Below are 12,119 nucleotides of genomic sequence, written 5' to 3' on the forward strand. Positions count from 1 at the left end.
TTCTCATCCATTATGCCCTAATTATACGCCTGTAACAACCGATGGGAGCTTTCGGTTTCCGACAAAAGTATGACAAAAGACCCTCCGGTGCACAGCAGTTTCAGGAGTCCGGCGGGCGGAACTGCCTTTGGGCTTGCCCAATGAATAATGACGGATTTTATGCGTTCGCCCGCATAAAATCCGTCATTGCACATACGTATGCCTTCTGCCGAGTTCATCCGCCGGACTGCCGGTCGTGAATCGCTATTCGAAGCGAATCATCAGCCACGCAGCCAGCGTGCGATATCTTTGGCGAAGTAAGTAAGAATAATGTCCGCGCCGGCGCGCTTGAAGCCCGTCATCGTTTCCATAACGATGGACTTTTCATCGATCCAGCCCTGCAGCGCAGCCGCTTTGATCATGGAATATTCCGCGCTGACGTTGTAAGCGACGACAGGCAGATCGAAATTATCCTTGAGCATGCGGATCACGTCCATATAAGCGAGCGCAGGCTTGACCATCAGGAAGTCGGCGCCTTCGATCACGTCGGTTTCCGCTTCGCGCAGCGCCTCCCGCGCATTCGCCGGGTCCATTTGATACGTTTTGCGGTCGCCGAACTGCGGAGCCGAATGCGCGGCGTCGCGGAACGGGCCGTAATACGCCGACGCGTACTTGACGGAATACGCCATGATCGGCACATGCTCGTAGCCGGCTTCGTCGAGCCCTGAGCGGATTGCCTGCACATAGCCGTCCATCATATTGGAGGGCGCGATAATGTCGGCGCCTGCCCGGGCCTGGGATACGGCTGTTTTGACCAGCAGTTCCAGGGACGCATCGTTCGCTACGTCGGCTTGTCCCGTAATCGGATGATGATGGACAACGCCGCAGTGCCCGGTATCCGTAAATTGGCACAGGCAAGTGTCGGCAATGATCAAAAGGTTCGGATGCAGCTCCTTGATGCGGCGGGCCGCCTGCTGAACGATACCGTTCTCCTCGTAGGCCGAGGTGCCTTCGGCGTCCTTGTGCTCAGGCAAGCCGAACAGCAAAATCGCTTGAATGCCTAGCTGCACGATCTCATCAATTTCGGCTTCCATCCGGTCGAGCGAAAAATGAAACACTCCGGGCATAGAAGCGATCTCATCCCTGATGCCCGTTCCATGGGTGACAAAAATCGGCTGAACCAAATCATGAATCGTAACCTGATTCTCACGGACCAGGTTGCGGATCGCTGCCGACCCGCGCAAACGGCGGTTGCGTACAATCGGAAAACTCATATAGTTACGGCCTCCTTGACTCTTTGAATAAGGATATGCATTAGTGCGGCTTGCGCGCCGATAAGCTTTGCGCCAAAGAAGCAACCGTCGCTTCTTCGGCCATATAAGCGATCGGCAGGCCCGCTTGGCGGACGGTTTCCGCCGTTTTCGGACCGATGCAGGCAATTTCGGCGCTCTGCAGCAGGCTGACGGGATCTTCGGCCCCGAGCCGGCGCAAAGCTTCGAGCAAATTGGTCACTGTCGACGAACTTGTAAAAGTAATGATATGAATGGCCTGATTGCGCAGCAGCTCGATCACTTCCTCACCGCCCTCGGTATCGAGCACATTCTCGTACACGTCCACTTCGGTAACGTGAAGGCCAAGCTCCGCCAGTCTCGCAGGAATGTATTCCTTGGCGATATCGGCTGTCGGGAGCAGCACGTGCTGGCCCGCCTTCAGCTCGGTTTGGATGGCATCCAGCAGATCGTCACCCTGAAATCTGTACGGCAGCACGTCGGCAATCAAACCGCGTTCAGCCAAAGCTTCAGCGGTCTTCGGGCCGACAGCCGCGATCCGGGCGCCGCCCATAAGGCGAACATCGATGCGCATCTCGCGCAGTCTGCGGAAAAAATATTCCACGCCGTTAACGCTCGTGAACAATATCCAATCGAATCGGGGCAAACTCTCAAGCGCCCGGTCCAATGCCTCGACCGCTTCCGGCCGGCTTGTCGGCTGCATGCGGATGACCGGGAACTCCACCGGCTCCCCGCCCATTTCGTCGATCAGATCGACAAGCTCGCTCGCCTGGCTGCGCGCCCGCGTGACCAGCACTCTGCGGCCGAACAGCGGCTTTTTCTCCACCCAGGCCAGCTTCTCGCGCAGTTTGACAACCTCGCCGACGATAATGACGGCCGGGGATTGGAAATTCGCCTGCTTCACTTTCTCAGCGATGTCCTCCAGCGTCCCCGTGATCGTCGCCTGATCCGTCCACGTCCCCCAGCGCACGAGAGCGACGGGCATTTGCGGCGGCTTGCCGCAGCGGATCAGCTCCCGGCAGATTTGCTCCAGATTGGCTACGCCCATCAGAAACACCATCGTGCCGATCGCCTTCGCCAAATGCTCCCAATCCAGGCTGGAGTACGTTTTGTTCGGGTACTCATGCCCGGTGACGATCGCCACGGATGACGTAAAATCACGGTGAGTCACCGGTATTCCGGCATAGGCCGGCACCGCGATGGATGAAGTGATTCCCGGTATGATTTCGTACGTAACCTCATGGTCGGCCAGCAGCTCGGCTTCTTCGCCGACGCGTCCGAAGACGCTCGGGTCGCCGCCTTTGAGCCGCGTAACAACTTTTCCTTGCAGCGAGAGATCGACCAGCAAGCGGTTGATCTCTTCCTGCTTCATCATATGCTTATCCGGCAGCTTGCCTACAAAAATAAGCTCAGCTCCGGGTTTTCGATGTTTTAGCAAACGGGGGCTTGCCAGGCGGTCATACACGATCACGTCCGCCTTTTGGATCGCTTCCAGACCGCGTACCGTGATCAGCTTGGGGTCGCCGGGACCGGCTCCGACAAGATATACTTTTCCTTTGATCATCGCGCGCTCACTCCCTTACCGCAGCGAGGATGCGGTCCGCACCTTGCGCGATCAGCTTGTCGGCGATGAGCAGGCCGAGCGCTTCCGGATCGCTGCCGCTGGCCGTCTCCTTCAGCAGCGTCTGTCCGTCGGGCGTGCCGACCATGCCCGTCAGCGTCAACAGCGGCGCGGCACCGCCGCCGCTGTTGACGCTCACGCTCGCGTAAGCGCCGAGCGGCACCTGGCAGCCTCCGTTGAGTCTGCCGAGGAAGCTCCGCTCCGCCCGCACCGCGAGCGCGGTAGGCTCATGCTGGAACCTGCCGAGCAGGTCCAGCACGAAGTCGTCGCCGCCCCGGCATTCGATGCACAGCGCTCCCTGCCCTACGGCAGGGAGGCATGCTTCGGGCGGCAAATACGCCGTGATGCGATCCTGAAAGCCGATCCGGTGCAAACCGGCCGACGCCAGCAGTATCGCATCGAAGTTGCCCTCTTCGAGCTTGCGCAGCCTCGAATCGATGTTCCCCCGGAGCGACTCGATGCGGAGGTCCGGGCGGAGGTGCTGCAGCTGGCTGGCGCGCCGCAGCGAGCTCGTGCCGACGAGCGCGCCCTGCGGCAGCTCGTCGAGCGACCGGTGCCCTCGCGTGATCAGCGCATCGCGCGCGTCCTCGCGCTCGGGCACCGCTCCTATGACAAGCCCTTCGGGAAGCTCGAAGGGCATATCTTTCATGCTGTGGACGGCGATGTCGATCTCGCCGTCCAGCAGAGCCTGTTCGATCTCCTTGACGAACAGGCCTTTGCCGCCAACCTTGGACAGCGTCACGTCCAGGATGCGGTCCCCTTTGGTCACAATCTTCCTGATCTCGAACCGGCATTCGATTCCATACCCGGCAGCCAGTTTTTCCAATTGCTTCACAGCCTGACCGGTTTGCGTTAATGCAAGCGCGCTCTGTCTGGTGCCAACTACGATAGTTCTCATCTCTACTAGTCCCCTGCCTCTCTATTCCGACCACTGAAAGCCATAATTGTATCTATATTCGGCTTTCTTTCCAGCTCAGCAAACAATTCGTCCTTCCATATCCCAAACGTCCCGGACCGTATGCGTCCGAGCACGTCCCACTCCAGCATCTGCTTGAACATCCGCTGCCTTGCCGCTTTATCCTCCACCAGGCTTTGAATTTTCGAGCGCACATCGCCGAGAAAATCCAGATAGACCTCGTACTCGTCGCCGTAAGCCGCTTCGAGTTCTTTCGCAATTTTGCGCGCCGCAGAAGGGCTGGCCCCTCCCGTTGACACTGCGATTACAAGCTTCCCTCTGCGGACGACGGAAGGCACGATAAAGCTGCTGATCTGCGGTTCATCCACCACATTGACCGGCATACCGAGACGCTGCGCTTCCCGGTGAATCCGCTTGTTGACCTCCGCTTGATCCGTCGCGGCTACGGCCAGCATGTAGCGGGTTGCACCGTCCGATACGCCGGAGGCGAGGTCGCCGGGCTCGAAAGTCTTCCTGAGAAGAACTACCTCGCCGCGGGCCGCCATGCCGGCAAGTTCGTCCGTCACATCCGGACTGATTACCGTAACGTCCGCCCCGGCTTTCGTCAGCGCAAGAACTTTGCGCTCCGCCACTTTACCGCCGCCGACGACGAGGCATCGGCAGCCTTCCACATTCAACATCACCGGGTACGGGTGCTTCAAATTCGAATCAGCTCCAAATCCAGCTGTGAAAGCCGGAAAAAAAGTTCGACACTACAAAATTGATCATGACAATAAGGAAAGCCGCAATGTTCCACGCCGCCAGCTTATTGCCCGAGATACGCATGGAATGGCGCTGGAACAAGTAAAAGGCGTAAGCCGCCAATACAAAAACGGAGTTGACAACCTTCGGATCGAAAAACAGGCCGCCGTTCCCCTGAAGCGCGATCCAGACAATGCCCAAGCATAAAGCGAGCAGCAGCAAAGGCGCCCCGATAATGACCGACCTGTACGTATACTGCTCCATCTTTTCCAAAGAAGGCAGCCTCATGACCGTATCGGAGAACTCCTTCTCCTTCAGCTTGCGGTGGAGGAACAAATACATGCCGGAAAAGATCGCCGCGGCCGTAAAAGCCGCATAGCTGCCGACCGCCATCGAAATATGAATAAACAGCAGCTCGCTGTTCACATCCCACTGGCTCGAAATCGGTATCATTTGAGGATTGCCGAACACATTAAGAGCGAGAATGGCAAAGCCGAACACATTGATAAAAAAAACGAATAATTCAATCCTGACAAACCTGCTTATAATTAATGATATCGTCACAAGCAGCCAGCTAAACAAATAGAGCACATCGGAACGGGAAAATCCCATCTCGAACGCGCGTCCGTACAAGCCGAACGCCATATACGCGGTTTGCAAAACCCATACAAATAAAAGGAGCCCCGTCCCCATCCGTTTTGCGTTCCGGTTCGCGTGAGCGAAATCCGAAAAGTAAAACAGCAGGCTCAGGGCATATATATAAATCATCGCGTCCATCAAAAAGCTTCGTGTGACCATGGCACCTCTCCTGGGCATTGTTAGCGCCGAATCACTTAAGATTGCGCTACAGCGTCGGCGTGTTTCAGACCGATAGCGAGCAGTTTGTCTTCCTGGGCGCGCTTTGCCTCCGCTTCGATCGCTTTTCGTTCTGCTTCCTGTGCCTGCTCGTCTGCCTGCTCTTGCTGTTCCAGCACCTCTTCAAGCGCAAACAGCTTCGTAAACATGTCAAGCGCCTCGTCGCCGTGCCGCTCTCCAGCCATTTCCTTGATGCGCAGGATCGGATCGCGCAGCATCTGGTTTACGATACTTTTGGTCAATTTGCGTATTACTTTCACTTCCCGCTCATCCAGATCAGGAAGCTTTTTCAGCATGCTTTCCATCGTTTCCTCGTGCACCTGGTTCGCTTTCGCCTGAAGCGCCTTGATGACCGGGCTTACGCCAAGCGTCTTGGTCCATTGATCGAAAATGTCCATTTCGGCAGCAATCATTGTCTCAATCTTCGCCGCTTCCCTCTTTCTTTCCTGCAGATGCTTGTCAACGATCATTTCCAAATCGTCGATGTCATACAGGAACACATTTTGCAGCTCGCTGATTTGCGGATCAAGATCCCGCGGCACGGCAATATCCATCATAAAGAGCGGGCGCGACTTTCTTTTTTGCAAAACAGCCTGCAAGTGGTCTCTTGTCAGCACATAGCCGGGAGCCCCCGTCGAGCTGATAATAATATCGACTTCCGCCAAATGCCGGAGCATTTGATCGGCTGCGCAGGGGATGCCGTTGAATTTGGCCGCCAGTTCGACAGCGCGCTCGTACGTGCGGTTCACAACGATAACTTTGTTCGCTCCGCTCGCATACAAATGCTTGACCGTCAGCTCGCTCATTTTGCCGGCGCCTATAATCATCACGGTTTTGTTAGCATATGTACCGAAAATCCGTTTGCCCAGCTCTACCGCGGCATAGCTTACGGATACCGGATTGTCGTTGATTCCCGTCTCGGAATGAGCCCGCTTGGCAAGGGTGACCGCCTGCTTGAACAGCGTGTTGAAAAACGCCCCCGTCGCTTTCAGGTTTTGCGACAATAAAAAGGCGTCCCGTACTTGGCCGAGAATTTGCGTTTCTCCAATAACCATCGAGTCGAGACCGCTTGTCACTCGGAACAGGTGTTCGATCGCTTTTTCATTTTCGTACGTATATAAATGTTTTTGAAATTGATCTTTCGGCACTTCGAACCAACGCTCGATAAAGCTGGTTACATAATGGCTGCAAACCTGCGGACGATCCACTACAGCATAGATTTCCGTACGATTGCAGGTAGCCACAATGACACATTCCAGTATGCTTTTCGTATGTTTCAGTTCGGTCAGTGCCTGCGATAATTCCGAAGCCGCAAAAGTAAACTTCTCGCGGATTTCGACGGGCGCAGTGCGATAGTTTAAGCCTACTGCCATAATATGCATGTGTTCCACCTGCCTTTCTCCAAAGTTCTATGAATCATTATAGCACAGCAAAACAAGCATTCCGACATTTTTTTTGAATAATTTATGAATGCTTTTTCCGCCTATCTTCGTTAGTTTGCACGTGTTGCTGCCCAGATATACCAATCATGCCGGCCAGGCCGTTATTCAAGCAATTTTTTCCGGACCAGCTCGGCAAGGCTTTTGTCCAGCGAAATCAATTTCTCGTTCTGCGAAGCAATGACTCGCCCGCCCGAAGCCATCAGCTTCTCGTAAACCTCATAAATTTGCTGAAATTTCGCAGCCGCAGCCTGCAGCGTCTGGACTTCGTCCGCCTTCAGCTTTCTCTCCCCGCCGATCTGCAGCCGCTGGACATACTGCATGAGCTGGGGGACGCTGTCCAGCGTCGTCAGGTACCCGTTCCCGCCGGCGGCAAGCACAAGCCGCTCATGCGTATATCCTGCGGAATACAACGTCTGTCTGCATGCATCGAGCTCGCCGGTGTTTTTGGCTTTTCCCGCTTCGCCCAGGCAGCTGTTCAGCAGCTCGATCTGGAACAGCGAGACTTGGTACAGCAAATGCGAAGCATCGTGTTCTTCCTTGCGGTCGCTGAACATGCCGATCGTCTGATACAAAGGCCAGCCGATCAAAAAAAGTACAACTGCGAACATCGCCGTTTTGCGCAGCATTTTATTTTTCACTTCGATCCCTCCAAGTTAAGCGGACATGTCTGGCTGTAACATTGTATGGGATCGGGACAAAACAAATAACCACGGATTTCTCCGTGGTTACCGCTATTAGCGCATCGTCTTCTTATTTTACAAGCTCTGCTTGCATAATTACTGGAGTTTCCACTTGCAGTTCACCAATGCCGCGAACAAGTTTCTTCGCATACACCGTTTCCGGTTTCAAAACGGACACCATGAAGTCGATTGCCAATTGAGGGTCAACTGTCTCGCCGCAAGTATAGCAGTCCAGCGCGGCAAAACCTCTCTCAGGATACGTATGAATGGAGAGATGACTCTCGGACAACATGACTAGCACTGTTGCTCCTTGTGGTTCAAATTGCTTGGATTGTACAGATAATACGGTTGCTCCGCATACCTCGGCAGCTTCTACCATCTGAGCCTGCAGCCATTCTGCATTGTTCAGTAGTTCAAAATCTGCCCCCCAAGTATCTACAGCAACGTGTCTTCCGAAAGTTGAGTATTCCATTTCCATCTTTCGGTTCCCCCTTCCTAGGAATAAAATGTTTGAAAAAAATTTCATCCGCTAGGACCTACGTCATTCACTTCCCGAGGGAATAATCTCTCGCAACATTCAATGTCCTGAGTGAATCCTGGTTCCTATATTGTTTGTCAACGAAAATAAAAATACCATCTATCGTCCAGAAATGCAATAGTTTTTTTTTGACAAATTATTTTATGCGTTTTGATGCGGCATTTGCCGGCTGCAGCAACAAAAAAGACCCTTTTGTAAAGGGCCTTTATACGCTTGTTTATTCATGTATGGAAATTTATTAAGCCTCTAACGTAAACAAACGATGTGTCAGCTGCTCGAGGCGTTCGTCGATTTGCTTGCGGATTTCCTGCTCCTGCACCGTATTGCGCAGATCCAGGAAATGATTGATTTCGTGGTAGATGTTCTCGATTTCCCGCTCTACTTCTTTTTTGTGGAACAACTGCTCCAACCGGCCGAGCGTATCTTTAAATTCGTAAATAACCGTAGCCAATTGGTCCTTTTGTTCAACAATTTTGACGACCGTGCCGCGCTCATAATAATAAACCATCGTGTAGCCGGTATAAATCCGGTTCACAATCGCGCTTCCCTTGAACTCGGACACCGCTTTGCGCATTAAATTAGCCAGCAAAGTATTGCTCAATCTACAGGATCCCGTACATTCATATAGGCCCGATTTCCGCTCAAACGACAGGACGATCTCCTGACCCGCTCCATCCTGGAACACAACCTCCTGGTTGCCGTTTTCCAGAACTTTGACTTGCAAAGTCACTTGATGATCCACGAACATTTGAAAAAACTTGAACATCTCGGCTTCTGTTAACTGGAGGCAGGTTTTGACATATTCAGTCGCTAACCTTTGTGCCATAAAAATCCCTCGATTCTTTGTTTTCAAGCCATTGGTGTTGCCTTGTTTAATATTATACTACATGAGGGATTAATATTCCTGCGTTCTTTTCATGGAATTTAGCCAAAAATCTGAAAAAATCGAAATAAAGCCGGAATGCCATCGGGTTATCACTAATAAAACTCGCTATCCCTGCGGCTTTTTCCGAGTTCTCTCCTTAATTTACAATAAAAAATCAATTTTTTTCGTAAAATCAGGAACGTTCCTCCGCTTGCTCGGATAAGCCTTCATACCCGATATGCCGTTCCAGAACGGACCACAGTTCGTCTTTACCCAGGCCAAGCTCGGAGGAAAACAGCAGCGGCTGCTCGCCCTTGCCCATGCCTAACGTCTCTCTGACGATCTTGGCGTGTTTCTGCCACTGGCTTTTCGAAATTTTATCGGCTTTGGTCGCGACAACGAAAACAGGCACCTCATGATGCCTCAGCCATTCATACATGGCCTGATCGTCCTTCGTCGGCGGATGCCGCAAATCGATGAGCTGCATGACCAGCTTTAGCTGCTCTCTGCCCAATAAATAGCTTTCGATAAATTTACCCCACCGCTCCCGCTCGGTTTTCGATACTTTCGCATAACCGTATCCGGGAAGATCGACAAAATATAAGTCCTGATTGATCCGGTAATAATTCAATGTTTGGGTTTTGCCCGGCTGCGAGCTGGTTCTGGCCAAATTTTTACGTCCGATCATCCGGTTGATGAGCGACGATTTCCCGACATTAGAACGCCCTGCCAGAGCAATCTCCGGCAAGGCATCCTGTGGGTATTGGCCAGGTCCGACCGCGCTGATTACGAACTCAGCTTGATTGACCTTCATGTTTGTTCACTACTTTCCGTTATGATCCGACCGGTGCGGCCGGCTTGCCGCCTACCAGCGCATGCTCCAGCACCTGATCCATATGGCTTACCGGGAAAAAGGTGATTTCGCTGCGGACGCTCTCGGGAATCTCTACGATATCCTTCTCGTTATCCTGCGGCAAAACGATCGTACGAATGCCTGCGCGGTGCGCGGCAAGCGCCTTTTCCTTCAATCCGCCGATCGGCAGCACTCTGCCGCGCAGCGTAATTTCGCCGGTCATCGCCACTTGGCGGGACACCGGAATGTTCGTCAGCGCCGAGATAAGCGCCGTTCCCATCGTAATTCCCGCGGACGGTCCGTCCTTCGGAATTGCGCCTTCCGGGATATGAATGTGTATATCGTTCTTCTCGTGAAAATCCGGCGCAATGCCGAAATGCTCCGCGCGGCTGCGCGTATAGCTGAAGGCGGCCTGAGCGGACTCCTTCATCACATCGCCGAGCTTGCCTGTCAGCGTCAGCTTGCCCGTTCCCGGCATCACCGTCACTTCGATGACGAGCGTATCGCCGCCTACTTCCGTCCAGGCAAGGCCTGTCACGGCGCCAATCTGGTCCTTCTCCTCCGCCATGTTGTAGCGGAATTTGGCAGGGCCGAGAAAATCTTTCAAGTTGTCATCGGTTACGTGAACCGTCTCGGACGAGTTGGAAACGATCTGTTTGGCCGCTTTGCGGCACATGCTCGCAACCTGCTGCTCGAGGTTCCGCACGCCCGATTCGCGCGTATATTCGCGGACCATTTTCATCAGAGCCGTTTCATCGACGGCCAGCTGCTCCTCCTGCAAGCCATGATCCTTCTTCTGCTTGGGCAGCAAATACCGCTTTGCAATTTGCAGCTTCTCGATTTCCGTGTAGCCCGGGATGTAAAGCACTTCCATCCTATCCAGAAGCGGCCGGGGAATATTGTGCACGGCGTTGGCGGTAGTCACAAACATGACGCTGGACAGATCGAACGGTACTTCAATGAAATGATCGCTAAAAGTGCTGTTCTGCTCGGGATCGAGTACTTCGAGCAGCGCCGAAGCCGGGTCGCCGCGGAAGTCCATCGCCATTTTATCAATTTCGTCCAGCAAAAATACCGGATTGTTCGAGCCGGCATTTTTCATCCCTTGGATGATGCGCCCCGGCATGGCGCCGACATAAGTGCGGCGATGGCCGCGGATTTCCGCTTCATCGCGGACGCCGCCGAGCGAAATTCGGATGAACTGGCGGTTCATCGATCTGGCTATGGAACGCGCGATGGAGGTTTTCCCTACCCCCGGAGGACCGACCAGGCAAAGAATGGGGCCCTTCAGCTTTTGGACCAGCTTCTGTACGGCCAAATATTCGAGCACCCGTTCTTTGGGCTTCTCCAGCCCGTAATGATCCTCATCCAGGATCGCTTCGGCTTTGGCGATATCAAGGTCGTCCTCGGTTCTTTTCGACCAAGGCAGGCTGAGCAGCCAATCGATATAGTTGCGGATCACTCCGCCTTCCGCGGAAGTGGACGGCATTTTTTCCAGCCGTTCGATTTCCTTCTCAACCTTCTCTCTAACCTTCTCCGGCAGCTCGGCTTCGCTGAGCTGGTTGCGCAGCTCATCGGCCTCGCCGGCCCGGCCTTCCTTGTCGCCAAGCTCTTTCTGGATCGCTTTCATCTGCTCGCGAAGGTAATATTCCTTCTGCGTCTTCTCCATCTGCTTCTTGACGCGCTGGCTGATTTTGCGTTCGAGTTCGAGCACTTCCCGCTCGTTATTCAAAATGTTCAACATTTTCTCCAGCCGCTCGCGCACATCGACCGTTTCCAAAATGTCCTGCTTGTCTTTTATTTTCAGGGACAAGTGGCTGCATATGACATCGGCCAGCCGGCCGGGCTCGTCAATATCGGAAACCGCCGCAAGCGTTTCGGGCGTCACCTTTTTCGAAAGGTTGATGTAATGCTCGAACTGGTTAAGCACCGTCCGCATCAAAGCGTCGATCTCAGGGTCGGTGACTTCCTGCTCCGGCAGCTCTCTGACCGTGACTTCGTAGTACTCGTCATTTGCGAGGTACTCGCTGATTTCGGCGCGCAGCACGCCTTCGACCAGAACGCGGATCGTCCCGTTGGGCAGCTTCAGCATTTGCCGGACTCTGGCGATCGTGCCTACGCGGTAAATATCCTCCTTGGAGGGTTCTTCTATGTTGATCTCAGACTGGGAGCAGAGGAGAATCATGCTGTCATCGACCATTGCCCGCTCCAGGGCTTTCACCGATTTCTCCCGTCCCACGTCCAGATGTAGCACCATACTCGGATAGACTAACAATCCCCTTAAAGGCAATAGCGGCAGTCTGCGCACTTTGTTTTTACCGGGTCCCATCCTCTGCACCT

General features: G+C 53.8%; 11 protein-coding genes. All 11 read right to left on the bottom strand.

Features of this window, described 5'->3' with window-relative positions:
• Positions 1–260: 260 nt before the first annotated feature.
• The 11 genes from hemB to lon all read right to left on the bottom strand — a co-directional run bounded on the left by hemB (position 261) and on the right by lon (position 12,108).
• Positions 261–1,253: a porphobilinogen synthase gene (gene hemB, locus AC3G2T_RS04100; protein WP_474680450.1), complete on the bottom strand. Its 993-nt coding sequence runs from the start codon at positions 1,251–1,253 to the stop codon at positions 261–263.
• 40 nt (positions 1,254–1,293) lie between these two features.
• A complete protein-coding gene (cobA, locus tag AC3G2T_RS04105) occupies positions 1,294–2,832 on the bottom strand; it encodes a uroporphyrinogen-III C-methyltransferase (RefSeq protein WP_488434613.1) in 1,539 nt (512 codons plus the stop codon).
• Between the two features lie 7 nt (positions 2,833–2,839).
• Positions 2,840–3,787 (bottom strand): hydroxymethylbilane synthase, encoded by a 948-nt coding sequence (gene hemC / locus AC3G2T_RS04110; protein WP_488434614.1) that lies wholly within the window; start codon positions 3,785–3,787, stop codon positions 2,840–2,842.
• Positions 3,788–3,792: 5 nt separating this feature from the next.
• Positions 3,793–4,506, bottom strand: coding sequence for a precorrin-2 dehydrogenase/sirohydrochlorin ferrochelatase family protein (locus AC3G2T_RS04115; RefSeq protein ID WP_488434615.1), 714 nt, complete (start codon positions 4,504–4,506; stop codon positions 3,793–3,795).
• A gap of 7 nt (positions 4,507–4,513) precedes the next feature.
• Positions 4,514–5,344, bottom strand: coding sequence for a cytochrome C assembly family protein (locus AC3G2T_RS04120; RefSeq protein WP_474680454.1), 831 nt, complete (start codon positions 5,342–5,344; stop codon positions 4,514–4,516).
• A gap of 35 nt (positions 5,345–5,379) precedes the next feature.
• The gene (hemA, locus tag AC3G2T_RS04125; RefSeq protein ID WP_474680455.1) at positions 5,380–6,783 is read right to left on the bottom strand and encodes a glutamyl-tRNA reductase; all 1,404 of its coding nucleotides are present in this window, start codon (positions 6,781–6,783) and stop codon (positions 5,380–5,382) included.
• Between the two features lie 161 nt (positions 6,784–6,944).
• Entirely contained in the window at positions 6,945–7,481 is a 537-nt protein-coding gene (locus tag AC3G2T_RS04130) for a hypothetical protein (protein WP_488434616.1), read from the bottom strand.
• Between the two features lie 112 nt (positions 7,482–7,593).
• The gene (gene speD, locus AC3G2T_RS04135) at positions 7,594–7,995 is read right to left on the bottom strand and encodes an adenosylmethionine decarboxylase (protein ID WP_474680701.1); all 402 of its coding nucleotides are present in this window, start codon (positions 7,993–7,995) and stop codon (positions 7,594–7,596) included.
• A 304-nt stretch (positions 7,996–8,299) separates the two neighbouring features.
• The gene (locus AC3G2T_RS04140; RefSeq protein WP_474680457.1) at positions 8,300–8,887 is read right to left on the bottom strand and encodes a non-ribosomal peptide synthetase module; all 588 of its coding nucleotides are present in this window, start codon (positions 8,885–8,887) and stop codon (positions 8,300–8,302) included.
• Positions 8,888–9,119: 232 nt separating this feature from the next.
• Positions 9,120–9,740, bottom strand: a complete 621-nt coding sequence (yihA, locus tag AC3G2T_RS04145; protein WP_474680458.1) for a ribosome biogenesis GTP-binding protein YihA/YsxC — start codon at positions 9,738–9,740, stop codon at positions 9,120–9,122.
• 19 nt (positions 9,741–9,759) lie between these two features.
• The gene (lon, locus tag AC3G2T_RS04150; protein WP_474680459.1) at positions 9,760–12,108 is read right to left on the bottom strand and encodes an endopeptidase La; all 2,349 of its coding nucleotides are present in this window, start codon (positions 12,106–12,108) and stop codon (positions 9,760–9,762) included.
• Positions 12,109–12,119: the final 11 nt, after the last annotated feature.

Source organism: Paenibacillus sp. sgz302191 (assembly GCF_057749925.1).